The organism is Halorhabdus sp. BNX81, assembly GCF_029229925.1.
In the GTDB taxonomy this organism is placed as follows: domain Archaea; phylum Halobacteriota; class Halobacteria; order Halobacteriales; family Haloarculaceae; genus Halorhabdus.
In genome coordinates this window covers 1,778,284-1,804,847 of sequence record NZ_CP107254.1, presented here as the reverse complement: position 1 = coordinate 1,804,847, position 26,564 = coordinate 1,778,284, and the positions used below count along the sequence as shown (strand labels likewise).

Below are 26,564 nucleotides of genomic sequence, written 5' to 3'. Positions count from 1 at the left end.
CACGCATATGCCCTCAACCGTGGTACACCTTGCCCTGGCCGGGCTGATAGGGGCGGCGCTGCTGGGGCGTGCCTTCGACGCACGCGCACTTCTCGTCGTACTTGCGCTGGTGGTGGTCCCAGACCTGGACGCTTTCGGTGGCCTCTTCATTCCAGGTGGGCACCGAGCGCTTCTACATACGCTGTTGTTCCCGGCCGGCCTCGCTGTGCTGGTCTACTGGGATACGCGAGTCCGAGCGGACTCCTGGCTCGCCGATCGATTCGACGGGCACACTCCTCGTGTCGCCTGGGTCGGGGTCCTGGCGGTCGTCTTCGCGGGGATCGGCCCGGATCTGTTCGGGGCAGGAGCGAACATCTTCTATCCGATCCACGACCAGTTTTACGCGTTCAACGGAAAACTCGAACTCTCGACCCAGCGCGGTCTCGTCCAGACGTTCGTGGACCTTGCTCCGGAGGCAACTGACGGCGGCGGGGTTGCCGTCGGGTCGACCGAAGATGTCCACATTAGCTCAGGCGTCGATCCCCAGCGTGGCCCGGAACCCGCAAACGTCGACCGGGTGTTCCCCATCGCACGGTCGGGATACCAATTGCTGTTGGTGATCACAAGCATCGTCGTCGTGGGCGTTCGACTGGTCGAAACCCGGCTCGCGGACTGAATTCAGTCCCCGAAATCCCGCCAGCGCGTGAGTTTGATGGCCAGCCCGATGAAGACGATCGCCATCACGCCCAACATCGCAAACGCCGGCCACACCCCGTCGGTGGTTTCGACGATCATGAGCCGGCGGAGTCCGCGATGGAACTGATAGAGCGGCATGAGCCGGCCGATCGTCTGTAACGTCTCGGGCATGATGTCGATCTCCCAGAAGACGCCCGACAGGAACATCATCGGGAACGCGATCGACCCGCCGAGACTACTTGCCGCGTCTGGGTTCGGCAGGAGACTCCCGAGGGTCATCCCCAGCGCCGAAAAGGCGATCGCCCCGAGCAAGATGAGGGCGACCAAGAGCGGACCCGGAATCACCGTCACCCCGAAGAGGAGCGCCGCGACGACGAGCATCACCCCCGAAAGTAAGAGGGCGAGCAGCGACTGCTGGACGATGTTCGCGATGATCCAGTCGCGCTTTCGCAGTGGTGTCGCCACGAGGCGCTTGAGCGTCCCGTCCTGGTTGAACCCGGCAATCACGCCCGGGACTGTCATCACACCGTTGATCAACACCAGCGTGGCGATGAACGCGGGCAGGTAGTAATCAGTCGACGTGAGTCCGGCTGAGCCGATCGTTCCAGAATCCAGACTGACTGGCGGTTCCTCGACACCGAGCGATTCCTGGTTAAACTCGGCAATGACAGTCGAAAGGATACCACGCACGACGGATGCCGACTGGTCGTCCGGCGGTGCGTAAAACTGCACCGTCGCACCGGTCGCGTTCGTCGCGTTCCGCTGGCTTGCCTGATCGAGGCCCCGCTCAATGTTTGCTCGCTCGGTATCGTTCATGTCGTCCCGGAAACGCGCGACAGTGTCCCGAATGATCGCAATCCGAACGCGGCCGCTCTGGGCGCGGACGTCTTCGGCGAACCCGTCGGGTATGACGAGGACACGGCCCCCGCCGTCGCTCTCTTGACTCCACTCGGTCAGGTTCCGATCGGCGTCGAGGTGCCGAACGTCGAGGGGTTCGATCCCGCCCAGGTTCTCGACGAACGTCGCGGAGAGGTTCGTCGCTTCGCCGTTCGGGCCGACGTCCTGATTCTGGACGACGAGTCCGAACGACGGCGCACTGGACGCAAAGACGGTACTGAAGATCACCAGCAGAATGATCGGAAATAACACGACAAAGAAGACTGTTTCCCGCGAGCGCGACCAGTCACGCAACAGCGCATCCAGCAGCGCGGCGATTCGCTTCATTCGATTTCCCCCCGGGCGTCCGGCGTCGCGCCGGCCAGTTGCAGGAACACGTCTTCCATGCCTGCGCTGATCAGGTCGATCGCCCGGCCCTCGCCCTCCTGGTGGAGTCGACTGTAGGCTTCCTGGGCGCGACTGCGGTCCTCGAACAGACCGACGATATCGCCGGTTTCGGTCCAGTAGACCTCACTTGCCGCGTCTTCGAGGATCGGTTCGAACACTTCGTCCTCGGCAGACTCGCCCGTGCTTCTGACGACGACCTTGATGGCCCCGCCGTATCGGTCGATCAGGTTCGGGACGGTGTCGATGGCCTCGATCCGCCCGTCGAGAAGGAGTGCGGCCCGGTCGGCCAGCCGTTCGACCTCTTCCATGTAATGGGTCGTGAGGACGACGGTCGTGCCGCGGTCGGCGAGGCCCTCGATTTGCTCCCAGGTCGTACGGCGTGCGTCGGGATCGAGGCCGGTCGTCGGCTCGTCCAGAAAGAGCACGGCGGGATCGCTAACGAGCGCCATCGCCATGCCAGTCCGTCGCTGTAAGCCGCCCGAGAGTGACTGAAACGGTGTCTCGGCCCACTCGGTGAGATCGAGTTCGTCGAGCACTGCATCGACCGACAACCCATCGTCGTACATCCGCCGGATGAGCGTGACGTTCTCCCGAACGGAGAGACGATCGAACGTGTGAAACGACTGTGGGACGACGCCGATCTCCGCTTTGATCGAGTGTGCATTTGTCGTCACGTCTTCGCCCAGAACGAGTGCCGACCCCGCGGTTGGCGTCCGCAGACATTCAATCATCTCGACAGTTGTGGTCTTACCCGCACCGTTGGGACCGACCAGCGCGAACACTTCTTCGGCCTGAATGTCGAAGCTTACCCCGTCGACGGCGACCGTCTCACCGTAGGTTTTCCGGAGGTTTGAGACCTCGATGACTGACTCGCCGGTGTCCGTATCCGAAGAACCCATATCTGTATCAATAGTCGGATTTCACAGCGGTGTTTCATAAATCTGTGTCACGAACTGCAGCGACCGTGCTCTCGAATTGCCGTCGGCAACTTACGAGCCGTCTCCAGAGGCCAGCCAGCCCCATGATAGCCACCAGCGTGGCGTCCGTTCAGGACACAGTCGGGACGCGGGCCACCCATCGATCCTTCCGGCGTACATATGTTCGAGAACAGTTATCTCCCCTGGAGGATTTGGCCGTCTTTGCCACCGTGTACCCCGGTTAACCGGGCGGACGCGTCGTCGTCATCCACCGCCGCATTTAATACAGCCTATCACGAAAAATAACTCATGTCATCAATCGAACTCACGCCCAGTCAGAAGAACATCTTGCAGGAGCTCGTCAACCTCTATCGTGACTCAGAAAGTGCGGTAAAGGGTGAGGAGATCGCCGAGCGAGTCAACCGGAACCCCGGTACGATCCGCAACCAGATGCAGAGTCTGAAAGCCCTCCAGCTGGTCGAAGGGGTCCCCGGTCCCAAAGGCGGCTACAAGCCGACGGCGACCGCTTACGACGCACTCCAGATTCAGGACATGGACCACGCCGCGGAAGTCCCGCTGTTTCACAACGGCGAGCAGATCCCGGAGGCGAACGTCGCCGAGATCAACCTTGCGAGCGTCCACCATCCGGAGAACTGCCGTGCGGAGGTCACGCTTCAGGGGTCGCTCTCTGATTACGACGAAGGTGACAGCGTCACGGTCGGCCCGACGCCGCTCTCGAAGCTGCAGATCGTCGGCACCCTCGACGGCAAGGACGATACCAGCAACAAACTCATCCTGACGATCGACGATATGGTCGCCCCGGCCGAAGCACCCGAACACTGACCACGGCTCGGATTCCCCATTCGATTTTGCCGCTTTCGTGGCGTGTCTCCATGGTTGCGTCGCGTCCACGTGATACGGTTACATACACCTTCCACGGGGCCATTCCAAAGGGTTTGTATCCGGGCCTCGCTGAACGACGGATATGACTGAGTCGGTGGTCGTTCTCGGTTCCGGGTACGCCGGCGCGGGCGCGATCCAACGCCTCGAGTCGGAACTCGGCGATCGGGTCGACCTCACGTGGGTCTCCGATCAACCGTATCATCTCGTTCTCCACGAAGTCCATCGCTGTATTCGCGATCCGACTATCAAAGAGCACGTCACGATCCCGATCGAGGAGATCAAAGCACCGTCCACGACGTTCGTCCGGGGCCGGGTCGAGGCCGTCGACGTCGACAACAGAACGGTCGCACTCGACGACGGCGATCCCATCGAGTACGACTACCTGCTGGTGGCCATCGGCAGCCAGACTGCCTTCTTCCGAATCGACGGTCTCGAAGCCCACGCACACACGCTCAAGAGCCTCGACGACGCGCTCGCGATCCACGACGCGGTCGAGTCGGCGGCCGAATCCGCCTCCACGGCTGATCCTGCTCGCGTGGTTGTCGGTGGCGCGGGCCAGACCGGCGTCCAGGTCGCCGGCGAAGTGGCTGCCTATCGCGAGGAACACTCGGCACCGATCGATGTCGTCCTGGTCGAGGGCCTGGAGTCGATCCTGCCGGGGGAACGCCCCGGGTTCCAGTCGGCAATTCGAAAGCGACTCGACGAGCGATCGGTCGACGTCCGGACGGGCAGTTTTGTCAGCAAGGTCGACGACGAACGGGTTCATTTCGACGACGGTCGTGATCTGGAGTACGACGTCCTCGTCTGGACTGGTGGTATCACGGGCCAGCGTGCCATGCAGGACGTTCGCGTCGCGAAAGATCACAAGAGCAACCGTCTCAAAGCCTCCACGTCGTTTCAAACGGACGACGACCGTGTCTTTGCCATCGGCGACGCGGCGCTGGTCGAACAACCGGGCGACGATCCGGCCCCGCCGAACGCCGAGGCGGCCTGGCAGGCGGCGGACGTCGCCGCGGAGAACATTGCCCGGTCGATCCGCGGTCAACCGCTCGCCGAGTGGCAGTACGAGAATAAAGGGACCGTCGTCTCCGTCGGCGACGAGGCGGTCGCAACCGACGTGATGTTCAGTCCGATCGAGACGTTCGACGGATTCACCGCCGAACTCTTAAAAAAGGGCATCGCTGCGCGGTGGATCGCCGACGTCAGTTCGGTCTCCCGGGCACTCGCTGCCTGGCCCAATATGTAGCTTCCAGCCCTCAGAGGTCGGCGTGCCAGGCGTCGGCATCGGCCGCGTCTGCGTCGCTCTCCATCGACGCCAGAATCGAGACGGCAGTCGACGCCGTCTTTGCCGCCTTGCGTTCGCCCTCCGTCTGGAACTCGCCGGTCACCCGGTTGGCGTAGACGGTACAGACCGCACCTGCCCGGAGTCCATAGAGGTTCGCGAGCGTCAGGATCGAACTCGCCTCCATCTCGAAGTTGAGGACGTTGGCGTCACGCAACTCCCCAACCAGTTCGTCACTTCCACGCGCCTCGAACCCCTCGAATCCCGGCCGGCCCTGCCCGGCGTAAAACGAGTCCGTCGAACACGTGAGTCCAACGTGATAGTCATAGTCGAGCCGCTCGGCGGCGGCGATCAGCGCCGAGACCACCCGATAGTCGGCGACTGCCGGATAATCCTCACGGACGTACTCCTTGCTGGTCCCTTCCTGGCGGACCGCGCCGGTCGTGATGATCAGATCGCCGACGGCGGCCTCCTCGACGAGGCTCCCACACGAGCCGACGCGAAGGAGGGTGTCGACGCCGAGTCTGGCGAGTTCCTCGACGGCGATCGCCGCCGACGGACTCCCGATCCCTGTCGAGGATACCGAGATCGGCGTCCCGTCGACGGTCCCCGTCGCCGTCCGGAACTCGCGGTGTTCGGCGACGGTCTCGCTGTCGTCCCACGTGTCCGTGATCTTCGGGACGCGGTCTGGATCACCCGGCAGCAGGACCGCCTCGGCCACGTCCTCGGGGCCGACCTGCAGGTGATACTGGACCTCGTCGTTGGGGTCTTCGCTGTCCATCGTCAGTCCTCCAGGTTTTCGCTACTGATCGTGTTCGGGAGCAATTCACCCAGCGTGTACGCGGCGACGGCGTCGTCCTCGTCACACACGATCTGTAACTCCTCGTCACAGAACTCCGTGAGCGTCTGTCGACACATTCCACACGGCGTGACGCCATCGCGTTTCGATGACGTGACGGCGATCGACTCGAACTCCCGGTGGCCGTCCTCGACGGCCTTGCTGATCGCGAGTTCCTCGGCGTGGACGCTGTTGGAATAGTTGGCGTTCTCGATGTTACACCCGGTGAAGACGGTTCCATCCGCCGTCCGGAGGGCGGCCCCGACCCGATACGCCGAGTAGGGGGCATACGAACTTCTGAGGGCTTTGCGTGCTCGCTCGATCAACTCGTCCATACAGGGCGGTGCATCGGAGTGGGCAAATAGCCACCGCCGTGACGAACCGCAAACGGGGCTCGCTTACGTCGCTGCTTCGACGGCGTCTTCGATGCCCGCGCGAACGTCGTCGATCAGTGTTTCGACCTCATCGCTTTCGGCGTACAGCCGGATGTACGGCTCGGTCCCGCTCGGACGGACCAGCGCCCAGGAATCGTCCGGGAATTCCAGTCTGACTCCGTAGTCCGTCGAGGCCGTCGCGGATGCAAACTGGGCAGGCAACTCCGCAGCGAGTCGATCCATCACGGCCGGTTTGTCCGCGTCGGGACAGTCGACGTTGACTTTCCGGAAGGGCCGTTCCGTGACTGGCGCTCGCAGGGCGTCAAGCCCCGACTCGGCGACGAGCCGGGCGAACACCCCCGCACTGGCGATGGCGTCCATCCACGGCCCGAGGTCGGGGAAGATGTATTTCCAGGGCTCGGAGGCAAGGACGACTTCCGTCTCCGGTGTGTCGGGGATGTCCGCCAGCCCCTCGTGCAGACTACCGAGGGCGACGCGTTCGACGCGGCCGCCCGCGGCCTGGACGCGTTCGTCGATCCGGGTTGAGGTGTTCGGCGTCGTGATCACGACCGGGTCACCGGCGGAGCTCTCGCGGACGAAATGGTCTGCCAGGATCGCCGTGACGGTATCCTCGTGGATCACGTCGCCGTCATCGTCAACGACGACGATCCGATCCCCATCGCCGTCGTGAGCGAAGCCGATCTCGACCGCCTCAGACCCGGCGACGAACTGCCGGAGTCCCCGGATGTTCTCCGGTGTCGGCTTGCTCTCTCTGGCCGGGAAGTGACCGTCGACGTTTGCGTCCAGGGCACGGACGTGCGCACCGAGCATGCGCAACACCGGTGGGGTCGCGACGCCGGCGACACCGTTACCGCAGTCGACTGCCACACCGAGTCCGTCAAGTGGCGCGCCGAGGGTTTCGGCATATTCGACGACCGCTTTCCGATAGTCGGGGAGTGGATCACGGCGGGTGGTCGTCCCCCACTCGTCCCATGGGGCGGGGGCGGGGTCGTCTTCGATCCGGGATTCGATCCGGGATTCGGCCCCAGCCGGGTACTGTTGGCCGTCGACGAACAGTTTGAGTCCGTTGTCCGCCGGTGGGTTGTGACTCGCGGTGAGTATCACGCCACGACGGCCCCGGGAGGCGTAGGCGAGCGTCGGCGTCGGTATCTGGCCGACACGAATCACGTCGGCACCGGCACTTTCCAGTCCCGCTTCGACGGCGGCCGCCAGTCCCATGCCCGTCGTCCGGCCGTCCCGGCCGACGACGAACTCCGCGCCGTCGTCGCCGGCCGCTCGACCGACGCGGAGTGCGAGATCGGGGGTGACGCGTTCGCTGACCGGCCCTCTGATTCCGGCTGTCCCGAACAGGTCCATACGACTCCCTGGACGGCACCGCACTTAGAATGTGACGATCGGCCGACTCACCGTTCGACGTGGGGTCGACCCCGCCGGCCCTCCGGGGCGCTTTGACGTTCCTGGCCCCAGTCGTCGCACTCCGGGTCGCCCTGTCACTGCCGGCCTCAGACCTCTGTCGCCGCCCGATCGTATGCGTCTTTCAGCGAGCCGAGAAACCGGTGATACGGCAGCGGTATCCCGATCTGACGGGCGAGCAACGCGACTGGCAACAGCATGATCCCGACGAGCAGTGTCACGTGGTACAGCACGGACAGGCCGGCTCGGTACAGGTACGTTTCCATTGGTCCTCACCTGAGCTTCCCCCGCCTCCAGTATATAAAGATTGCTGAAAGAAGTATTACAGTATTGTAGATTATTATAATTAAATACGGCTACGTCTTGCGGTTCAACTCCGGTTGTACTATTCCCAACTGCACAGGATACTCACTGCCGGAGGGCATAATGGGCTCGTCACACCGACGCGGCCTCGTCATAAGTTATAGCCATTATTGGCGTGACGTGCGCAGGGCCCAACGGCGTGACGCGCAACATCGGGACGACATCCGGAAATCATAAAACACGAATAGGCTCGCCGGTAGAGATAAAGTATGAACTACCTCGTGGCAATGGAAGCAGCCTGGTTGGTTCGTGACGTAGAGAACATCGACGACGCTATCGGTGTGGCAGTCAGCGAAGCCGGCAAGCGACTCAACGATCAGGACATGGACTACGTTGAAGTCGAGGTCGGTGCCACGACCTGTCCCGCGTGCGCGGAACCGTTCGACTCGGCGTTCATCGCCGCCGACACCGCCCTGGTCGGGCTCGTCCTCGAGATGAAGGTCTTCAACGCCGAGAGTGCCGAACACGCCCAGCGGATCGCGAAAAGCGAGATCGGTGGGGCGCTACGGGATGTCCCGCTCAAAATCGTCGAGACGATCGAGTACGCCGAGGACGAGGAGCCACCGACTGCACCCGACGAGTGAGACCGCCCGCGGGACGACACGGAGTCTATCGGGAGAGTACCGACCGCTGAGAGCCGGTGGCTTTTTGTATTACCTATGGTTATCAGCCTCTATGGAACTGCCGACTCCAGCGGACTTACGCGAGCGCCGGACGGACCTCGGGCTCACCCAGAGTGAACTCGCCGATCGTGCCGATGTCTCCCAGCCGCTGATCGCCAGGATCGAGGGTGGTGACGTCGATCCGCGACTCTCGACGCTCCGGCGGATCGTCAACGCGCTCCAGGAAGCGGAAGGTGGCATCCTTCGGGCTGGCGACCTGATGAACTCGCCCATCGTCAGCGTCGCGCCCGACGACAGCGTCCACGAGGCCAAACAGCTGATGGACAGCGAGGGCTACTCGCAGGTGCCGGTCATCCGCAACGGGCGACCGGACGGACTTATCGGGAACACTGACATCCGCCAGCGCCAGGCGGACAACGTCGGGGAACTCCCCGTTGCCGACGTGATGCACGAGTCGATCACGACCGTCGAACCCGACGCGACGCTCGAAGAGATCGATACGTACCTGGATCATCACGACGCCGTCCTGGTCGTCGACAGCGGCGAGACCGTCGGCATCATCACCGACGCCGATATCGCCGCCCACGTCAGTTAAACGCGCGCAATTCGGCATTTCTCCAGCGATCCAGGCTTCGATATTCGCTTTCCGCTGTGTCTGCTGGCCAGCGGCGTGTCTTGGAAAGGCCCCGAGAGCAAGAGTTAAGTATGGGCATGTGTAACATTAGCGTGGAACCGCGCCGGGTGGTTCCCGACGGGAACGACCGTCGTGAACGTCCGGGAGACGCACCGTGCGCAAACGACGAGTACCCTCCGCCGATTCTCCGGCGGAGTTTCCGTTTTCACCTGCCCAGTAGTCTCGACTCTGTCCATGCCGGTGTGAGAACCTTGGTATGGCTCCGGCGCGAACGCCGCGTATGTCCCGGCCCGGCCGGTTGCCGGTCGAGTCCACCAGCGAGCAGCGCATTGTCCTCCACGTCGATATGGACTGTTTCTATGCGGCCTGTGAGCGACTCCGCGAACCCCCACTCCGAGGCGAACCGGTGGTCGTGGGGATGGGATACGAGCCGGGTGAAACAGTGGGGGCGGTTGCCACCGCGAGTTACGAGGCGCGCGAGCACGGCGTCGAGAGCGCACAGTCGATCGAGCGGGCACTCGAGCTGCTGCCCCGACGCGAGGCCGATCCCGACGCGGAGCCGACTGCCTACTACCGGCCCGTCGATATGTCCTATTACGAGGACGTCAGCGAAGAGGTCCAGTCCGTCCTAGCGGAACACGCCGACGTGCTGCGTGCGGTCAGCATCGACGAGGCGTACCTGGATGTGACCGACCGGACCGATTGGGAGTCCGTCGAACAATTCGCGGGCGAACTGAAAACCGAGATCGCCGACACAGTCGGCGTCGAGGCGAGCGTCGGCGTCGCGCCGACGATGAGCGCGGCCAAGATCGCGAGCGACCACGACAAGCCCGACGGCCTCACGGTCGTCGAACCGGGATCCGTCCAGTCGTTTCTGGCCCCGCTCGACGTTGAGGATATCCACGAAGTCGGCCCGAAGACGGTCACGGAACTCGCCGAGATGGGCATCGAGACGGCTGGGGAACTCGCGGATGCCGATCCGGCGGCGCTCGTCGATCGCTTCGGTGAACGCGGACGCGCGATCTACCGGTACGCCCGCGGCGAGGACGACCGCGACGTGACGCCCGTCGGCAAACCCAAGAGTCTCTCCCGGGAGTCGTCGTTGCCAGCCGAGGCGGGTGGCTCCCGGACTGTCCGGGAACAAGTACGGACGCTCGCCGATGCGGTGGCGGACCGGGCGAATCGGCGTGATGCGCTCTATCAGACGATCGGGATCAAAGTCGTCACGCCACCGTTCGATATCAACACGCGCGAACGGTCGCTGTCCGGACCGGTCGACCGCCCGGAGCTGGTTCGTTCTGTCGCGCTCGATCTCCTCGCGGAGTTTGCTGACCGCGAGGTTCGCAAGGTCGGCGTGTTCGTCTCCGGGCTCTCCTTTTCGGCGGGCGATCAGGCGAGTCTCGCTGAGTGGGACGGCGATAGCGACGGCACGGAGATTGAAACGCACACGAACGAAACGGACACCACCCCTCAGTCGTCGTCCGGGAGCCGGCGGCTGTCAGGTCAGACGACGCTTGCGGACTTCCGGTGAGTCGGACTCACTCCAGGCCGCTGTCGAGGTTCTCTAAGAGCTTGCCGGCGAACAGCCCCAGCCGTGGTGAGATGGCGTCGGGATCGTTCGAGGGTGCGTCGACGGGGTGGGTCTCGAGCGCGCGGACGAACTGCTCGCCGTGAGTCATCGCCGCCATCATGTCGACGACGTCGACGGTCAGACCCTCGTCCGAGGTGCTCATCTCCGGGTGGCGCTCTTTCTCCGCGGGCGTATACGAGATGGTCCAGGACGGCCCGCCGACCAGGTCGAGGACGGCATCGACGCGCCCGACTTCGACGCGGTCGCCGTCGCTGGCGACGTAGACAGTCCCGTCCTCGACGATCGTCTCGTATCGGGGCATTTTCTCCAGCTTTCACTCCAGGGGAAAGTAGTCCACGGATATATACCCTCATGTCGATCGCGGCGGACGGAGCCACCCACGACCCAGCGTCGGACCCGCGTCTGACGATGAATTATGGGTGTCGAGGTTCTGGGCTACGTAAGAAACGTATGGCTGACAGCGATACGCGGACGATCACCGTTGCGGAACGCAGCCCCGGGCATGGCGGGACTGGTGACGTAGGCCGGCCGGTTTCGCTGCCAGTCGTCGAATTGCTCACCGGACGCGGGTTCATCACCGGGAAATCAGGGAGCGGCAAGAGCAATTCCGCGTCGGTCGTCGCCGAGAAGTTGCTCGACAACGGCTTCGGCCTGCTCATCGTCGACATCGACGGCGAGTACTACGGGCTCAAGGAGGAGTACGAGATCCTTCACGCCGGGGCCGACGACGAGTGTGACATCCAGGTCACGACCGACCACGCCGAGAAACTCGCTTCGCTCGCCTTAGAACAGAACGTCCCGATCATCCTCGACGTTTCGAGTTACCTCGACGAGGAGAAGGCCCGTGAGGTACTGACGGCCGTTGCCCGCCAGCTGTTCGCGAAGGCCAAGAAGTGCAAACAGCCGTTCCTCTTGCTGGTCGAGGAGATCCACGAGTACATCCCGGAGAAGGGCGGCGTTGATGAGTGCGGGAAGATGCTGATCAAGATCGGCAAGCGCGGGCGCAAACACGGCCTTGGCATCGTCGGGATCAGCCAGCGACCCGCCGACGTCAAAAAGGACTTCATCACCCAGTGTGACTGGCTGGTCTGGCATCGCCTCACCTGGAACAACGACACCAAGGTCGTCAGCCGCATCCTCGACGGCCAGTACGCCGACGCCGTCGAGGACCTGGCCGACGGCGAGGCGTTCCTGATGACCGACTGGGCGGAGGCCGTCGAGCGCGTGCAGTTCTACCGCAAGCAGACCTTCGACGCCGGGGCCACCCCGGGGCTGGAGGACTTCGAGCGCCCGGATCTCAAGTCCGTCAGCGACGACCTCGTCTCCGAACTGAAGTCGATCACCGACGAGCGTGCGGAGACCGAAGATCGGATCGCCGAACTCCGGGAGGAACTCGACCGCAAGAACTCCCGGATCGCCGAACTCGAACGCGAACTCCAGGACGCCCGGGACATGAGCCGGATGGCCGATCAGTTCGTCGACGCCCTGGTCGAGCACGTCGACGGGGCGAACCCGGGCCGGACCGAACAGGCAAAGCTTCGGGACAGCCATGCACGCACGCAGGGCCAGGCCACGGACGACACCGACGACCAGGCCACGTTCGGGTCGGACGTCGCTACGGCGGACGGTTCAGGGACGGCCGCGCCGGACGCTGCCGGCGGCAACGGCACGGGGGAGGCAGTCGCCGAGGCGTTCGAGTCTATCGACGATTTCGTCCCGGCGGAAGCATCGGTCGACTCCACCCCCATCGCTGACGCAACCGACACCGCCTCGGAGACCGACGAGTCCGCTGACGGCACCGGGTCAGCTGGCGAAGACGAGGATGAAATCACGGCGGCGAGCGGGGAAGTCTCCATCGACGAGGTGCCCGATTTCGTCGGCCGGCTCCGTGCCGAAGTCCGGTCGCTCGAACCCAAAACCCAGAAGATGCTCTCGTATTACCGCGAACAGGGGCCGGCGTCGCCGCTCGACGCCCACTTTGTCGCCGGCGGATCGGGCGATCGCACGCATGCTTACGCCCGCAATCGGACGCTTCGGACGGCCGAACTGATCGAGCACGTCGGTCAGGGTGCCTACGATTATCGGTTACCGGATCTGCTGGCGGACCGTGCCGAACGCGCCCCCGAAGACGTCGAGGATACAGACCTCGACGCCTATATCGACGTGATCGAAGCGACTATCGACGACTTCTGAACGGAAACCGGGTTGCAACCCGTCTCGATTACCGCGTCCAGGTTGTCAACGGCTGGCTTTGAGAGCCGGTAGACGAGACCCAGATGAGTTGGACTTCATCGACATCAGAGACACTCAGGCTGCCAGCTGTGAGATCGATATAGTCAGTTGCTGGCGTGGTGCCGCCGTAGACAAGTTCCATCGAGTCCGTGGCAGTGACTGTATCGCCGTCACTGTATCCGTTTGCGTCCGCGAACGTGTAGCGTTCAGCAGGATGACTTCCCTCATACGATATCACCGCGGTGAGCTCTTCAGCAGTCGCAGACTCGCCACCGTCATGTTCGATGACGATCGCGTCCCCCTCTTCGGAAATGTCCCAGCTAGTGCTGGGCGGCTGATTCTCCGGCATGTCCATATTCATTACGAACGTGCCGACGACAGCCGCGAGCAGCACAGTGACCGCAACCATCAGGATCACCCCGATGACTGGCGATACCCCCCTATCCAGCAGTCGATACGTGGACATTGCAATCAAGTAATTCAACACACTAATACAAATATTTTTATATTTATTCATTAGGGATACCACTGGAGAATGTCTTGCGTATATCACCGGGTTGCTGTTTTTCGGACGGTTATTTCTCGAAAGACCGGCGTGATATGAATAACAATTATATATTTGTTGTTTTATACTCCGCTATATGTCGTTTTACAACGACGCTCCTTGTCGCACCACTACGTGTCCACGACGGTCTGCCTGTCACTCTGATTGAACTCGGAATAGGTCGTCACGTTATTCCCAGCAGTACCGGTTTAACGGCGCGTCCGGGTCCTGGGTCCACTCCTGGGCGGCCCCGTTGTAGACTCTGGCGTTCTCATAGCCCAGCATCTCTTGGATGACGTATCGCCAGGATTTCGAGAACGGGGACGCACCACAGTAGAGGACCACCTCTTTCGTTCGGTCGTCGCCGACGAGCGCTTCGACGAGCGGTTCCAGCTCCTCAGGTGCTTTGAACGTCCCCTCGTCCGTCCAGATCCAGGCGGCCGGGAGACAGGACGCCCCCGGGATGTGACCCGGACGGTCCGTGAAATCCTCCTGCATTGCCCCGAAATAGGCTTCCGGCGACCGGGTGTCGAGCAGCGGAACATCCCCGAGACGGGAAGTCACTTCGTCTTTCGTCACGAACATCTGTTCGTCGAGTGTGCCCGTGTACTCGGCAGGTGTCGGTGTGACTGCCCCGTCTTCAGTCGGTCGTCCTTCGTCGGCCCATTTCGTATAGCCGCCGTCGAGAATTGAGACATCGTCTAGACCAGCGTAAACAAGCGTATCCGCAGCGTTGGCCGCGTCGGCAAGCGCGAACGTGTCCTCGGTCCCGCCGACGACCACGACTCGGGAGTCCGAGTCGATCCCCAGCGACCCCAGGGTCTCGAAGAGGTCCGCCGCGCTCGGCAGCGTGAGGAGCAGGTCGGCTTCGGCGTCCATCCACGTCCATTTCGGGGCGTTGACTGCACCGGGAATGTGACCTTCCTCGTAGGCTGTTGGCCCTCTGGCGTCGACGACGACGAGATCCTCGTCGGTACGACGATCAGCCAGCCACTCCGTCGAAACGATCGGGTTGATTGATCTTGTCTCCACCATAGCAACCACGTTACAGCCCCATACCGGTGTCTCGCTTATAAAATGGCTGGCTGGTTTCACAGACGTTCCCGTGGGAGAATAGCGGCTACGAATTCTTGCCGCCCACTGCGAAGGAGCACTGTACGGCTCATACAGCATCGGTAAAACATGTGCCATTTATTAATTTATCCATACTACCATATGATAACTTATTTTCTGGGTACTTTCTCCCAAAGTATCATTTTTGAAAGCGTACGGAAGGTATACATTTATGAAATACGTCAGTTACTCACGGGTCGGTCCCCGCCGACCCAGGCGATACACAGCGGTCCCCGTTTCCCCCGACGCGGACCGTCTGCACATCAAGACGACCGGATTGCCATTCCCTTCCCCCACCATCTTCGGTCGCCTTGATTTCAGGCCCTTGCTTGAGGAGCCTGGGGTACGTCCTATCTGGGCGTTTGTTTTCACCACCGGACGAGGCAAACGAGCCGCCACGGATCGATGGAGGATCGCGAATGATTTCCAACAAACCCATGTGATCGCGATTCGACTGGTGCCACGACGCACATGGATCACGACCAGTATCCGTCGGTTTCGTTGCATAACGTCGCGGAAACTGAACCCGCCGAGTGGGGCCCGGATGGGGATCGACTCTGTCGGATCCCATCTTCGTTTGGCCAGGAGCTAAACGAGATGGCGGCAGACCGGGTTCGTCACCCCACGGCCAGTGAAGTCCGGTTCGTTCCAACCGAGGACGACGCGGCGATCGAAGTGACGCTTTCGGCCGCCGAAGAGACGGAATTTCGGACATTCTGGGGTGTCCACCAGCCCTGGCAGCCGACCGAGGTCGGCCCGACGCCGGAGACGTACACCTTCAGCGTGCCCGAGCGTCTCCGCGAAATCGAGCCGACCGATGAGGCGGGTCGATTTGATCCGGAAGTCTGCCGGATCCGCTTCGAACGTCGGACAGCGATCGCGATCCACGATATTTCCGGTGACTGCCGCCCGCCAAACGAGGACGAACTCCCGGAGCAACGCTATCTCGCTTACGGGACTTCGATCACGGAAGGTGCCGCCGCCTCGGCGCTTCACACGGATTACGTCACCCACGTCGCCCGGGACCTCGGATACGACCTGCTGAACTTCGGTTGCTCGGGGTCCGCCTACGCGGACTCGTCGATGGCGGACTACCTCGCCACTCGCGACGACTGGGACGTCGCAACGCTTGAACTGTCTGTGAACATGGCCAACGCTGATTTCACGCCGGCCGAGTTCCACGACCGCGTCGAGTACTTCGTGAACACGATTGCGGATGCACATCCCGAGAAACCGATCGTGTGTCTCACGTTGTTCCCCTACTTCGACGACCTGACCGAATCCGGCGACGCCGAACACGCCAGCGCGTTCCGCGATGCAGTGCGAGCTGTCGTCGCCGAGTCGCCACACGAGAACCTCCACGTCGTCGCGGGGACTGACCTCAACGATATCACCGGGTTAACGGCCGATCTCCTCCACCCGGGTGATGCCGGAATGGAACGGATCGGCACCCGACTGGCCGACCGTCTCGAAGCAATCGCTGAGTGAGCTCTGGGACTCGATTTAGCTACTTGATTCGGCATAGATGGGTCTATATGCTGTATGAATAGAGGGGATCGGAAGGATTGTGAACCGCGGTCGTAGTGAGCTGCTCCCACATTCACATCTCTCCGAATTACACACTTGCGCCTCACGGAGTTGGTGGGCGCGAAAGAATGGGGTCGGAGAGATTTGAACTCCCGATCGACTGATATCTCCGGTTGCGCCTCGGAACTCCAGAGGGTCATCAAGGCGGCCGGTGATCAGCCGGTCGCTCAGTATATCAGTCTGGAGTGTCGTCCCGGGCGCGTGCCTCTGGAGTCAGTCGCCATGCCGGACTTGGCCACGACCCCGCAACCCGTCGTTAGACGATTTCCCCTAAAGGGATTTCGATTCAGTCTCTGTCGGTTGTTGCCCACTCACAGTCCTGGCACTTGTTTCCGGTCACGAACTCGGTGATCGAGGGCATATATCCGACTTCCAGGACATCGCCGCCACATTCGGGGCACGTGCGCTCGGCGTCGGAGATCGATTCGGCGTCCATGACATCCTCGCCTTCGATGAGTTCTGCCAGCGTGACGGCGGTGACCATCCGTCCCTGGACCACCCTATTTTCGGCCATGACGGACCCAGGCTATCGAGACTTCTAAATATTGCCGTCCAGGCAGGATTCCTACTGTCAACGTACACCGTCTCTTCGTTCGGCCCCCGTTCACTATCGAGCCCTGTCTCTACAGCCACGGTGAGCGATCGTCACTGCCATCTGATTCTGTCGAGACAGGGTTTGAGGCGTCGGACTGACTGCCGCCGTCCGGGAGTGACTCGTCCGCCTCAGCGTCCACTGGGGACTCGCGGGGTGGGAAGATCAGTCCCTGGTCCGGATCGAACGCCAATAGCCCGGCCATCGCAAGGACAGCCAGCGAAAGCGGGGCGTCGCTGGGGACGAATCCGTAGATCGATAGCGCCAGCACGCCGAGGGCAACAGCGCTGCCGAAGCGAAAGCGGTCGATGTCGACGTTGGCTCGAAGCCACGGGCCAGCAAGCGCAACAAGTACCGCAAAGCCGACGCCGACCAGGGCCGTAGCTGTCCCGTTGACGACGAGTTCGGGATCAGTGGCGACGGTCAGTTCCGCGCCGCCGAGGTCAAGACTGGCGATCAGGCCGAATCCGACGACGATCGCCGGCCGTGGAATGAGGTCGGCGATCCGTGAACTGGCGGTCTGGGCGGCGATTGCCAGGATAACGAGCCCCGCGAACCGCTCGAAGATTGCCAGATCGAGTACGCTGGCGATCGTCGGCGCGAGGGCCGCTTCAACCGCTGCAATCGGCAACAGGATCGCCCCGACACCGAGGACAGTCAGAACCTGCTCGCGCGGCGTCCCGTCTAAATCTGCGAGGATGACTGCGACCGTTGCACTTCCCCCAAAGACCAGGAGTCCGACCTCGAAAACCCCGGACACACTGCCCATCGCACCGGCGAGGATCAGCGCCGGGAACACCCCGTCGACGAGTGGGAGACACATCACCGTCGCGAGCAGGCGACCGTCACCGCCGACGCGTTGCTCGATGGCGAGGGCGATCGGATGTTGGGAGCTACTCATCAGCGACGCGGGCCGTCTCCCGTGGCCAATGGGTACTGGGACCGTCTTCGGTATCGCTCGGCGATACCGTGACGGTCGTGCTCCGCCGGCTGACTGGTTGTGTCAGCGCCAAAATTGAACGGTGTCCCCATCGACTTCCATGTATTCGTCACACCGGTGACTGCACGCTGCTCACTGGCGATCCGCGAGCTGATGGGGATGGCGGAAGCCATATGATAAACCACGAAGGATAGAAGTAAAAACGTTGTGTGAGAAGTGCCCGCAAGCGACGGTATGCGCATGGACCGGCTACAAAATAGCAGTCATTTCGAATAATATCGTTCATTTGTACTGGATCGTAATCCCTTTTCGGATAACTGCCTGTGGGATCCGGATATCGTAATGATCGGTCATCGGACGCCCTCCACAATCGCGGGGCGCTGTGGTTCCACCCGGTGAAACTGCAAGCGATGAGCGACAACTCGCAACGTTTTTGGGCTGGGCTGTACGACCGATTACATGGCGAAGCACGATCGACCGTTTTCGGCGAAACTCGACGTACCGGAAGCGCTGACCTTCGACGACGTCCTGTTGCGTCCGAAGGAGAGTCGCGTCGAACCTGACGATGCGACGACGGAGACCCGCGTCTCGAAGAACGTCTCGTTGAACGTCCCCGTCCTTTCGGCAGCGATGGACACCGTCACCGAGGGCGAGATGGCGATCGCAATGGCTCGACACGGCGGACTCGGCGTCATTCACCGTAACATGGATGTCGACCGGATGGTCACGGAGATCGAGCGCGTCAAACGCGCTGACGAACCTATCATTCGCGATGTCGTGACGGCTGACCCGGACCAAACCGTCCGTGAGGTCGACGAGATGATGGAGCACAAGGGCGTCAGTGGCGCGCCCGTCGTGGGCGAGGACGACGAAGTCCTGGGGATCATTTCGGCGACGGACATCCGCCCGTACCTCGAAGTCGGCGAATCGGATGCCGTTCGGGAGGCCATGACTGACGAGGTTATCACCGCCGAAGAGTCCGTCTCGCCGCGCGAGGCGCTCGAACTCATGTACGAACACAAGATCGAGCGCGTCCCGATCGTTGACGACGGGGACCGCCTCATCGGGCTGGTGACGATGCAGGGGATTCTCCAGCGTCGCGAGTACGACCAGGCCGCCCGAGACGAGAACGGGCGCCTCCGGTGTGGCGTCGCCGTCGGTCCCTTCGAGACGGAGCGGGCGCTCGAAGCCGATGACGCCGGTGCGGACATCATTTTCGTCGACTGCGCACACGCCCACAACCTCGACGTGGTCGACACGGCCAGAGATATCAAAGCGGAGATCGACGCGGACATCGTCGTCGGTAACATCGGTACCCGTGAGGCTGCCGAGGATCTCGTCGACTTCGCCGACGGACTCAAGGTCGGCATCGGCCCGGGCAGCATCTGTACGACGCGGATCGTCTCCGGGTCGGGGATGCCCCAGCTTTCGGCCGTCGCCGAGGTCGCCGACGTTGCGGCGGACCACGACGTGCCCGTCATCGCGGACGGTGGCATTCGGTACTCCGGCGACGCGATCAAGGCCATCGGGGCCGGTGCTGACGCCGTGATGCTCGGCTCGTACTTCGCGGGTACGGACGAAGCGCCGGGTCGCATCATCACCCGCAACGGCAAGAAGTACAAGCAGTACCGCGGGATGGGTAGCGTCGGCGCGATGAAGTCCGGCGGCGGCGAGCGATACCTCAAGGACGTCGAGGATCAGGAGGAAGAGGACTACGTCCCGGAGGGCGTCGAGGCAGCCACGCCGTATCAGGGACCTGTCGAGAACGAACTCCACCAGATGGTCGGCGGGATGCAGTCCGGAATGGGCTACGTCGGTGCGAGTTCGATCCCCGAGTTCAAGGAACGCGCCGAGTTCGTCCGGGTCTCCAGTGCCGGCCAGCAGGAGAACCATCCCCACGACGTGCTCATCACTGACGAGGCTCCGAACTACAGTCCCGGCGAGTGACGACGGGACGAAAAGTATAGCACCGACTTACTGCAGGTTTCGACCGGCGTCCAGGCCACTCCGGAGGGCCGATCGTGTCCGCCCGATACCGTTGACCCAGTCGCCAGCGATCGCCAGGTCCGAGTCGAGCGCCTGCTCGATCAGTTCTTCATCCGGGCTTCGCGTGGGGATCGCGTCACCCCAGCGCTGGTACTCCCACCAGTTTGGATCGACGAACCGGTCGTCGCCGATGAGTTCCCGGGCTCGATGGGTCGCCGCCTCGGCGGCAGCGGCCGGCGACGTCTGTGGGTGCGTGACGACCCAGCTCGGGCCGAACTGGACGACGATCACCGTCTCGCCGTCCGGAACGTGGCCGGGTTTGTGACCTTCGTTTGACACCCACGCCACATCGTAGACACTCTCCTCGCTGACGAGCCCGAAGTACGGCGTCTCCAGTTCGAAGGCAAAGTGGAGCGCAACGGTATCCATCGTCCGGTAGGGGATCTGATTGATGGCCATGGCCAGTTCCTCCCGGAGCGAGGCATCCCAATCTGCGGTTTCCAGCAGGACCGACGCCGACGCGGTTGGCACCGCGAGCACGATCGCATCGAACTCCCGCTCGCCCGTCTCGGTCGTAATGCGCCACCCATCGTCGAGTCGTTCGAGGTGTGTCACGCCGACGCCATCCTCCAGCGTCGCGCCGCTGGCATCGATCATGCCTCGGACGATCTCGTCGAGGCCACCGCGGCCCGTCCAGCGGGTGTTCTGTGGCGTATCTCCGGCCGTGATCTCCCCGGCGGCGTCGAACCGCCAGACCGGTGGTTCGATCTCGACGAGTCTGTCCCCGGCGGCGTCTTCGATGATCGCTTCCAGGTCCGGATCGGCGACTTCGAGGTAGTTCGCACCGAAGTCGAAGATACATCCGTTCCGTTGCCGACTCGCCATCCGCCCCCCGACGGTATCCATCTCGTAGACGGTGACGTCGGCGTCGCTCAACGCGTAGGCCGCACCGGCCCCGGCGATCCCGCCACCGACGATTCCGATTTCTTCGGTCATAGTCGACCTTCGCCGGCGGGTACCTAAAAGTCGGGCTTGCAGGCAGGTACTGTCTCATTCCGCTCAAAACAGGGGTAAGCCACGACAGCGACAGTACAGCGAGGATGGCCCAGAGACGAACCTCTGGGCCGTAAATTCGCCGAGATGTAGCGGGAGGTGGATTTGAACCACGCGAAACGCTCGCTTCGCTCGCCTTTCTCTATTTCAAATCCACTCTATACGATTTGCTGCTCACGGATTTGTTCGCAGCAAAATAGCGGGAGGTGGATTTGAACCACGGTCGTTCCGCTTTCGCTTCACTTCCTGCTTCAAATCCAATACGGCGACAGCACAGCGAGGATGGCGCAGAGATACACCTCTGCGCCGTAAATTCGCTGAGAAGTAGCGGGAGGTGGATTTGAACCACCGATCTGCGGGTTATGAGCCCGCCGGAATCTCCTAGCTATCCCATCCCGCTACCCTACTGTACCCTCGGTCGTCAATTAAGGGTTGTGATTCGGATGCCGTCCGTTAGTTCTTACCGTGCATTCCCTGTGACTTGACGGAACAATTCCAGCAAATACTTACACCGGATATTCTGGTAGACTGCTCCCTGGTTGGGCCGTCGAGACGTATTCTCCCTGCCAAGGTGACGTTGCATGACCGTCCCTTTCAATTACACAAGCCATTTAGTGCGGTTGTCCGTTGGCCCGGGTGATGGAGTTTGGACTCCTCGCGCTGTGGCTAGGGACCTATCTCCTGTTGTTATTCGTCGGTCTCCCGATCACTCACACGGTGCTGCCGGACCTGGCCGATAGTGGTGCCGGGGTTGCGATTCCGCTCACATTGACGATCATCTGGCTCGTCACCTTCTTCGTCGGCCACGTCTCGCTCACGCTCGGGCTCTGGGGCGGACTCTTCGTCCTCGGTCTCGTCGCTGTGATCGCTCGGCATCGAAGCGACAGCGTGAACAGAACGGTGTATATGGAAACGGCGACGGTGTTTTCGATCGCGTTCCTGTTCGTCGTGGCGATCCGAGCGGTCGATCCGGCCGTCCACGCCAGCGGTGGTGAGAAGTTCCTCGACTTCGGCCTGCTCCAGACCCTCCTCCGCGCCGAGGCCCTGCCACCCGAGGACATGTGGTTCGCCGGCGAACCCGTCCAGTACTACTACAGCGGTCATCTCCTCGCGTCGCTGCTCGCCCGCATGACGGACACTGCTGCCCGGTTCGCCTACAATCTCTCCGTTGCGGGGTTTTATGCGATGGTCGTCACGGCCGCGTACGGGCTCGCGAAAGACGTCGCCGCCGGTCGTGATCTTCCGGCCCGCCCCGCGGGTGTCATCGCCGCCTTCTTCGTCGGATTAGCGAGCAATCTCGTTCCGGCGGTCCAGTTGGTCCTTCTGACGCTCCCGACCGATATCGCAACGCGATTCTCAGTGGCTGTCGGCCACGAACTCGACGGGCTGGGGACCGGGTTCGCGAATTTCAGTTACTGGACGGCCAGCCGGGTCATCCCGGGGACGATCAACGAGTTCCCGCTGTTTGCCTGGCTCAACGGTGATCTCCACCCACACATGATGAGCCCACCCCTGTTGCTGCTCGCGGCGACGCTTCTCTATGGCTATTACCGGACGCCAGCGGGTGACCGAACCCGACGGATCGCGTTACTTGCCGCCCTCGGCCCGCTCGCGGCCCAACTCGCCGTCAGCAATACCTGGTCGTTCCCCTCGATCGGCGGACTCACCGTTCTGACAGTTTCACTCGCACCGGCGAGTCCGGTAACGCTACTGCCACCGTCGATCCGGAACCGGCTGGACGCACGTGATTGGCGTTGGGAGGAGATTCGGCGTCACGTTCTCGCCGGCGTCGCGGGGGTCGCGGTGCTCGTGATCGGGGGTGCGCTGTCGTTGCCGTTCTGGTTACAGTCCGTGAGTGGCCAGCAACACCTCGCATTATTGCCGGAGCGCAGCGGGTTCGGTCCGCTATTGCTGGTTCACGGGGCGTTCCTGATCGCATTCGCGTGCTACTATGTTCGGTACTTGCATTCACACACCACCCGGGTGGTCAGGAGAACACTACTGGGTGGTGCGTTCGGCCTGGTTCTCGTCTCCGTTTTGCTCGACGTGCCCGCGCTCGGTCTGTTCGGGCCGCTGATCGCCGTCGGCTGGTTCCTTCGCCGTGTTGGGGATTATAAGGATGTGCCGACACCCGGCTACGAGACGATCCTGATCGTGGCCGGAGCGGGGCTCGTGGTACTCGTCGAATTCGTCTACGTCCAAGAGCAGGCTGGACCGGGGCGCATGAACACCGTCTTCAAGTTCTACGCGCAGACGTGGGCGCTCTGGGCCTCGGCGGTGGGGGTCGTACTCGTGGGGTTGCTTGCCGACCGACGGCCCTCGCTTGGCCTGTCCAGTGACGGGTGGCGACGTGGCTTCCGAGTCCTCGTTGCCGTACTGGTTGTTTCGACCTCGATATACGGTGTGTTGGCCCTCTCACAGCATTTCTCCGGGTCTTCCGTGACAGCGCCACCGGAGGAACCGACCCTCGATGCGCTCGCGTTCGTCGACAGGTACCATCCGGAGGAAGCGCCGGCGATCCACTGGCTCAATGACAACGTCACCGGGCAACCGAACCTGTTGTCCCGACCGACTTCGGGCTCGCTGAGTCGATACTGTGCTGCTGACAGCGAACTCTCAACGGGCGTCACGCCATGGCGCTGGGACATCTACAACTGGGGCAATGCTCCTGCAACCATGACTGGCGTCCCAACGGTCGCCGGATGGAACCGCGAAATCGGCTATCGCGGGGCATCGACGTACTGTGAACGCGTCCACGATACCATCCAGCTGTTCACTGGTGCCCCCACAAACCAGCGTCGATTGCTCGCCCAGTATGATATCGCATATGTCTACGTCGGCCCGCTCGAACGGGCGGCCTTCCCGGAGATCACGGTCCAGAAACTCGACGCCGTGACGATCGAAAAACACTGGGACTCGGTGACAATCTACCGCGTCAACCAGTCGATGCTTGGCTCGAACTATCTCAGGCCGACTCGACGACAGTAATCGCGTCGGCGTCCGCAGAGAGTGTCTCCATGTGCATCGGGATGTAGTTCCGGAGCTCGAAGGTCTCGCGTTCGTCCTCGCTGCCGACCGTACACCACAGCTGGGGTTCGGCCGGGCCATGCCAGTCGCCCTGTTTATTGATCCCGAAGCAGACGTACTCTTCGCCGTCGTGCTCGATCACGGCGTCTTTGCGGATGCCGGGGTCGCCGTGGATGATGAGCCGCTTCATGAACTACCGGGGATTCGCCTGAGATGGCATTAAACGCTTCGGAGCATGCAGTCTATGTACGAACTGATGGCCGTATGGCGTGCGGATGATTCACGTTCCACAGACGGCGCTCGCGTGGAACCAAACGGGTTTTAAGCCGGGCTGTCTAACCCTCCGGCAAGGTAGATATCCATGCAGATGCCACGCCGGTTTAACACCTACTGTCCGAACTGCAACGAGCACCACGAACACGAAGTCGAGCGCGTCCGACAGGGACGCTCTACCGGCATGACGAAAGTCAACGGCCGCCAGCGCGAGCGCCAGTCCGGGATCGGGAACGACGGCAAGTTCTCGAAGGTCCCCGGTGGCGACAAGCCGACGAAGAAGACCAACCTCACGTACCGCTGTTCGGAGTGTGGCAACGCCCACCTCCGCGAGGGATGGCGCGCCGGCCGGATCGAGTTCCAGGAATAACGATGACAGGAAACTTCTACAGCGTCCGATGTCCGGACTGTGAGAACGAACAGGTCGTCTTCGGCAAGGCGGCGAGTGAAGTCGTCTGTGCCGTCTGTGGGAACACGCTCGTCCGCCCGACCGGTGGCAAGGCTACCATCGAGGGCGACGTACTCGAGACGGTCGAACAACGATGAAGTTCAGCGGCTGGCCCGAACCCGGCGAACTGGTCGTCGGGCGCGTCGACGAGATCGAGGACTTCGGTGTGTTCGTCGACCTCTTAGAGTACGAGGACAAGCGCGGGCTGGCCCACATCAGCGAGGTCGCCTCCGGGTGGATCAAGAACGTCCGCGACCACGTCAACGAGGGCCAGACTGTCGTCGCGAAGGTCTTAGACGTCGACGAGGACGCCCAGCAGATCGACCTCTCGATCAAGGACGTCAACGATCACCAGCGCAAGGACACCATCCAGGAGTGGAAAAACGAGCAGAAGGCCGACAACTGGATGTCCATCGCCTTCGGCGAGGATCTCGACGACGACCACTACGCTGCCATCGCCGAGGAACTCATCGCCGCGTTCGGCTCGATGTACGATGGGTTCGAGCAGGCGGCCATCCACGGCACGGAAGCGCTCGAAGAGACCGATCTGGATGACGACGAGATCGACGCGATCGTCGAGGCGGCACGCGAGAACGTCTCAGTCCCGTACGTCAACGTCACGGGCTACGTCGACCTGACGTGTCCGTCCCAGGATGGGGTCGATGCGATCAAGGAGGCGATGCAGGCCGCCGAGGGCAACGGCAGCGTGCCCGAAGAGATCGATCTCGAAGTTACCTACGTCGGGGCTCCCGAGTACCGGATCGAAGTCCAGGCGCCGGATTACAAGACGGCCGAGTCCCAGCTGGAAGCGAGTGCCGACCGCGCCACGGCGGCCATCGAAGAACGCGGTGGCTCCGCCGAGTACCACCGTGAGCGCACCACCGACGAGGAATGAAGTCCGACATCCGGGTGTGTTCGGCGTGGCGCGACCGTCATGACCGCCCGGTGTATACGCTCGGCGACACCTGTCCTGACTGTGGCGCGTCGGCCGAAAACGCCGTTCCGGCCCCATTTTCGCCCGAAGATCCGAACGGCGAGTATCGACGCGCTCTTAAACGACGACACCGGCAATAGGCGGTATGGACGAATACGAGATCGAAGTTCTTGCTGACGTCGACCTCGACGAGCCGGTTCTGGTCGAAGGGTTACCCGGCGTCGGTCACGTCGGCAAGCTCGCCGCCGAACACTTACTCGAAGAGCTCGACAGCACGCCCGTCCGGCGGGTTTACTCGACGCACTTCCCGCCCCAGGTGAGCGTCGAGGACGGTATCGAACTTGCCAGTGCAACCTTCCACGCAGTCACGCCCGCGGACGGCCAGGACATGCTCGTCCTCTCGGGCGACCACCAGGCACAGGACAACGCCGGTCACTACGGGCTGGTCGACACGTTCCTCGATATCGCCGAAGACTTCGACGTCGAGCGGATCGTCGCCCTCGGCGGCGTTCCGACGGGCGAACTCATCGAGGAGTACGACGTCATCGGCGCGGTCACGACCGACGAACTGGAGACGGAACTCGCGGATGCCGGGGTCGACTTCCGGGAGAACGAACCCGCCGGCGGCATCGTCGGAGTCTCGGGCCTGCTGCTCGGGATGGGCCAGCGTCGCGAGTGGCCGGCCGCGTGTCTGATGGGCGAAACGTCCGGCTATCTGGTCGATCCCAAGAGCGCCCAGGCCGTCCTCGAAATTTTGCAGGACGTCCTCGGCTTCGAAGTCGACTATGCCTCGCTGGAAGAGCGCGCCGACGAGATGGAAGAAGTCGTCCGCAAGATCCAGGAGATGGAGCAAGGTGCACCCAGCAGTCCCGACGAGGATCTCCGATATATCGGCTGAACGAACGGCTTTTTCGCCC

The 26,564-nt window shown here is 62.4% G+C and carries 28 protein-coding genes and 2 tRNA genes; 15 read left to right on the top strand and 15 right to left on the bottom strand.

The annotated features are described in order from the left end of the window. Nucleotides 1–7: 7 nt before the first annotated feature. Nucleotides 8–655: a metal-dependent hydrolase gene (locus tag HBNXHr_RS09015; RefSeq protein WP_275881880.1), complete on the top strand. Its 648-nt coding sequence runs from the start codon at nt 8–10 to the stop codon at nt 653–655. Between the two features lie 2 nt (nt 656–657). Here HBNXHr_RS09015 and HBNXHr_RS09010 read toward each other — a convergent pair whose 3' ends face one another. Together HBNXHr_RS09010 and HBNXHr_RS09005 are read right to left on the bottom strand one after the other, a co-directional pair. Next, the gene (locus HBNXHr_RS09010) at nt 658–1,899 is read right to left on the bottom strand and encodes an ABC transporter permease (protein WP_275881879.1); all 1,242 of its coding nucleotides are present in this window, start codon (nt 1,897–1,899) and stop codon (nt 658–660) included. Beyond that, entirely contained in the window at nt 1,896–2,858 is a 963-nt protein-coding gene (locus HBNXHr_RS09005) for an ABC transporter ATP-binding protein (protein WP_275881878.1), read from the bottom strand. Before HBNXHr_RS09005 ends, HBNXHr_RS09010 begins: the two co-directional genes overlap by 4 nt. Nucleotides 2,859–3,185: 327 nt before the next feature. On the opposite strand from HBNXHr_RS09005, the gene HBNXHr_RS09000 reads away from it, so the two are divergent. Continuing rightward, nucleotides 3,186–3,719, top strand: coding sequence for an Rrf2 family transcriptional regulator (locus tag HBNXHr_RS09000; RefSeq protein WP_275736894.1), 534 nt, complete (start codon nt 3,186–3,188; stop codon nt 3,717–3,719). A gap of 142 nt (nt 3,720–3,861) precedes the next feature. Beyond that, complete coding sequence (locus HBNXHr_RS08995; RefSeq protein ID WP_275881877.1) at nt 3,862–5,025, top strand: FAD-dependent oxidoreductase; 1,164 nt, start codon at nt 3,862–3,864, stop codon at nt 5,023–5,025. Between the two features lie 10 nt (nt 5,026–5,035). Here HBNXHr_RS08995 and HBNXHr_RS08990 read toward each other — a convergent pair whose 3' ends face one another. From HBNXHr_RS08990 to HBNXHr_RS08975, 4 genes are all read right to left on the bottom strand, one after another. After that, nucleotides 5,036–5,848 (bottom strand): nucleoside phosphorylase, encoded by an 813-nt coding sequence (locus tag HBNXHr_RS08990; protein WP_275883708.1) that lies wholly within the window; start codon nt 5,846–5,848, stop codon nt 5,036–5,038. Further along, complete coding sequence (cdd, locus tag HBNXHr_RS08985) at nt 5,845–6,234, bottom strand: cytidine deaminase (RefSeq protein ID WP_275881876.1); 390 nt, start codon at nt 6,232–6,234, stop codon at nt 5,845–5,847. Before cdd ends, HBNXHr_RS08990 begins: the two co-directional genes overlap by 4 nt. 63 nt (nt 6,235–6,297) lie before the next feature. Next, nucleotides 6,298–7,650: a phosphomannomutase gene (locus HBNXHr_RS08980; RefSeq protein ID WP_275881875.1), complete on the bottom strand. Its 1,353-nt coding sequence runs from the start codon at nt 7,648–7,650 to the stop codon at nt 6,298–6,300. A 146-nt stretch (nt 7,651–7,796) separates the two neighbouring features. After that, a complete protein-coding gene (locus HBNXHr_RS08975) occupies nt 7,797–7,973 on the bottom strand; it encodes a hypothetical protein (protein ID WP_275881874.1) in 177 nt (58 codons plus the stop codon). A gap of 306 nt (nt 7,974–8,279) precedes the next feature. On the opposite strand from HBNXHr_RS08975, the gene HBNXHr_RS08970 reads away from it, so the two are divergent. The 3 genes from HBNXHr_RS08970 to dinB all read left to right on the top strand — a co-directional run bounded on the left by HBNXHr_RS08970 (nt 8,280) and on the right by dinB (nt 10,858). After that, the gene (locus HBNXHr_RS08970) at nt 8,280–8,654 is read left to right on the top strand and encodes a DUF555 domain-containing protein (protein WP_275736889.1); all 375 of its coding nucleotides are present in this window, start codon (nt 8,280–8,282) and stop codon (nt 8,652–8,654) included. Between the two features lie 91 nt (nt 8,655–8,745). Beyond that, a complete protein-coding gene (locus HBNXHr_RS08965; RefSeq protein ID WP_275736888.1) occupies nt 8,746–9,288 on the top strand; it encodes a CBS domain-containing protein in 543 nt (180 codons plus the stop codon). Between the two features lie 319 nt (nt 9,289–9,607). Further along, nucleotides 9,608–10,858 carry a DNA polymerase IV gene (gene dinB, locus HBNXHr_RS08960; RefSeq protein ID WP_275881873.1) on the top strand — a complete coding sequence of 417 codons (1,251 nt, stop codon included), beginning with the start codon at nt 9,608–9,610 and terminating at the stop codon, nt 10,856–10,858. A 7-nt stretch (nt 10,859–10,865) separates the two neighbouring features. Here the strand turns inward: dinB and HBNXHr_RS08955 are convergent, their stop codons facing one another. Next, nucleotides 10,866–11,219 carry a hypothetical protein gene (locus HBNXHr_RS08955; RefSeq protein WP_275881872.1) on the bottom strand — a complete coding sequence of 118 codons (354 nt, stop codon included), beginning with the start codon at nt 11,217–11,219 and terminating at the stop codon, nt 10,866–10,868. 149 nt (nt 11,220–11,368) lie between these two features. On the opposite strand from HBNXHr_RS08955, the gene HBNXHr_RS08950 reads away from it, so the two are divergent. Next, on the top strand, nt 11,369–13,111 hold the full coding sequence (locus HBNXHr_RS08950; RefSeq protein ID WP_275881871.1) for a DUF87 domain-containing protein: 1,743 nt from the start codon (nt 11,369–11,371) through the stop codon (nt 13,109–13,111). 28 nt (nt 13,112–13,139) lie between these two features. Here HBNXHr_RS08950 and HBNXHr_RS08945 read toward each other — a convergent pair whose 3' ends face one another. Together HBNXHr_RS08945 and HBNXHr_RS08940 are read right to left on the bottom strand one after the other, a co-directional pair. Further along, entirely contained in the window at nt 13,140–13,616 is a 477-nt protein-coding gene (locus tag HBNXHr_RS08945; RefSeq protein ID WP_275736884.1) for a type IV pilin N-terminal domain-containing protein, read from the bottom strand. A gap of 267 nt (nt 13,617–13,883) precedes the next feature. Beyond that, on the bottom strand, nt 13,884–14,726 hold the full coding sequence (locus tag HBNXHr_RS08940) for a rhodanese-like domain-containing protein (protein WP_275881870.1): 843 nt from the start codon (nt 14,724–14,726) through the stop codon (nt 13,884–13,886). Between the two features lie 552 nt (nt 14,727–15,278). Here HBNXHr_RS08940 and HBNXHr_RS08935 point away from each other — a divergent pair. Next, complete coding sequence (locus tag HBNXHr_RS08935) at nt 15,279–16,295, top strand: SGNH/GDSL hydrolase family protein (RefSeq protein ID WP_275881869.1); 1,017 nt, start codon at nt 15,279–15,281, stop codon at nt 16,293–16,295. 168 nt (nt 16,296–16,463) lie between these two features. Here HBNXHr_RS08935 and HBNXHr_RS08930 read toward each other — a convergent pair. The 3 genes from HBNXHr_RS08930 to HBNXHr_RS08920 form a co-directional block, all read right to left on the bottom strand. Further along, nucleotides 16,464–16,639: transfer RNA gene (locus HBNXHr_RS08930), tRNA-Trp, on the bottom strand. A 41-nt stretch (nt 16,640–16,680) separates the two neighbouring features. Beyond that, nucleotides 16,681–16,908 carry a DUF5795 family protein gene (locus tag HBNXHr_RS08925; protein ID WP_275736881.1) on the bottom strand — a complete coding sequence of 76 codons (228 nt, stop codon included), beginning with the start codon at nt 16,906–16,908 and terminating at the stop codon, nt 16,681–16,683. A gap of 109 nt (nt 16,909–17,017) precedes the next feature. Next, the gene (locus HBNXHr_RS08920; protein ID WP_275881868.1) at nt 17,018–17,887 is read right to left on the bottom strand and encodes a DUF5794 domain-containing protein; all 870 of its coding nucleotides are present in this window, start codon (nt 17,885–17,887) and stop codon (nt 17,018–17,020) included. Between the two features lie 498 nt (nt 17,888–18,385). Between HBNXHr_RS08920 and guaB the strand changes: the two genes are divergently transcribed. Beyond that, complete coding sequence (gene guaB / locus HBNXHr_RS08915) at nt 18,386–19,873, top strand: IMP dehydrogenase (RefSeq protein WP_275736879.1); 1,488 nt, start codon at nt 18,386–18,388, stop codon at nt 19,871–19,873. A 27-nt stretch (nt 19,874–19,900) separates the two neighbouring features. Here the strand turns inward: guaB and HBNXHr_RS08910 are convergent, their stop codons facing one another. Together HBNXHr_RS08910 and HBNXHr_RS08905 are read right to left on the bottom strand one after the other, a co-directional pair. Continuing rightward, nucleotides 19,901–20,908 (bottom strand): FAD-dependent oxidoreductase, encoded by a 1,008-nt coding sequence (locus HBNXHr_RS08910; RefSeq protein ID WP_275881867.1) that lies wholly within the window; start codon nt 20,906–20,908, stop codon nt 19,901–19,903. Between the two features lie 382 nt (nt 20,909–21,290). Then, nucleotides 21,291–21,365, bottom strand: a tRNA-Met gene (locus HBNXHr_RS08905). Nucleotides 21,366–21,604: 239 nt separating this feature from the next. Here HBNXHr_RS08905 and HBNXHr_RS08900 point away from each other — a divergent pair. Continuing rightward, nucleotides 21,605–23,953, top strand: coding sequence for a DUF2298 domain-containing protein (locus tag HBNXHr_RS08900; protein WP_275881866.1), 2,349 nt, complete (start codon nt 21,605–21,607; stop codon nt 23,951–23,953). On the opposite strand, the gene HBNXHr_RS08895 is transcribed toward HBNXHr_RS08900, so the two are convergent. Then, nucleotides 23,931–24,182, bottom strand: coding sequence for an HAH_0734 family protein (locus HBNXHr_RS08895; protein ID WP_015790510.1), 252 nt, complete (start codon nt 24,180–24,182; stop codon nt 23,931–23,933). The two genes, HBNXHr_RS08900 and HBNXHr_RS08895, sit on opposite strands and share 23 nt — an antisense overlap. Before the next feature lie 171 nt (nt 24,183–24,353). On the opposite strand from HBNXHr_RS08895, the gene HBNXHr_RS08890 reads away from it, so the two are divergent. Genes HBNXHr_RS08890 through HBNXHr_RS08870 form a run of 5 tightly spaced genes read left to right on the top strand, consistent with a single transcriptional unit; the run spans nt 24,354 to nt 26,545 of the window. Continuing rightward, a complete protein-coding gene (locus HBNXHr_RS08890) occupies nt 24,354–24,635 on the top strand; it encodes a 50S ribosomal protein L44e (protein WP_015790511.1) in 282 nt (93 codons plus the stop codon). A gap of 2 nt (nt 24,636–24,637) precedes the next feature. Beyond that, a complete protein-coding gene (locus HBNXHr_RS08885; protein ID WP_275736875.1) occupies nt 24,638–24,811 on the top strand; it encodes a 30S ribosomal protein S27e in 174 nt (57 codons plus the stop codon). Then, nucleotides 24,808–25,608: a translation initiation factor IF-2 subunit alpha gene (locus HBNXHr_RS08880; protein ID WP_275881865.1), complete on the top strand. Its 801-nt coding sequence runs from the start codon at nt 24,808–24,810 to the stop codon at nt 25,606–25,608. The genes HBNXHr_RS08885 and HBNXHr_RS08880 overlap by 4 nt, the downstream gene beginning before the upstream one ends. Continuing rightward, nucleotides 25,605–25,787: an RNA-protein complex protein Nop10 gene (locus HBNXHr_RS08875; protein ID WP_275881864.1), complete on the top strand. Its 183-nt coding sequence runs from the start codon at nt 25,605–25,607 to the stop codon at nt 25,785–25,787. The genes HBNXHr_RS08880 and HBNXHr_RS08875 overlap by 4 nt, the downstream gene beginning before the upstream one ends. A 5-nt stretch (nt 25,788–25,792) precedes the next feature. Next, the gene (locus tag HBNXHr_RS08870; protein WP_275881863.1) at nt 25,793–26,545 is read left to right on the top strand and encodes a proteasome assembly chaperone family protein; all 753 of its coding nucleotides are present in this window, start codon (nt 25,793–25,795) and stop codon (nt 26,543–26,545) included. Nucleotides 26,546–26,564 lie beyond the last annotated feature (19 nt).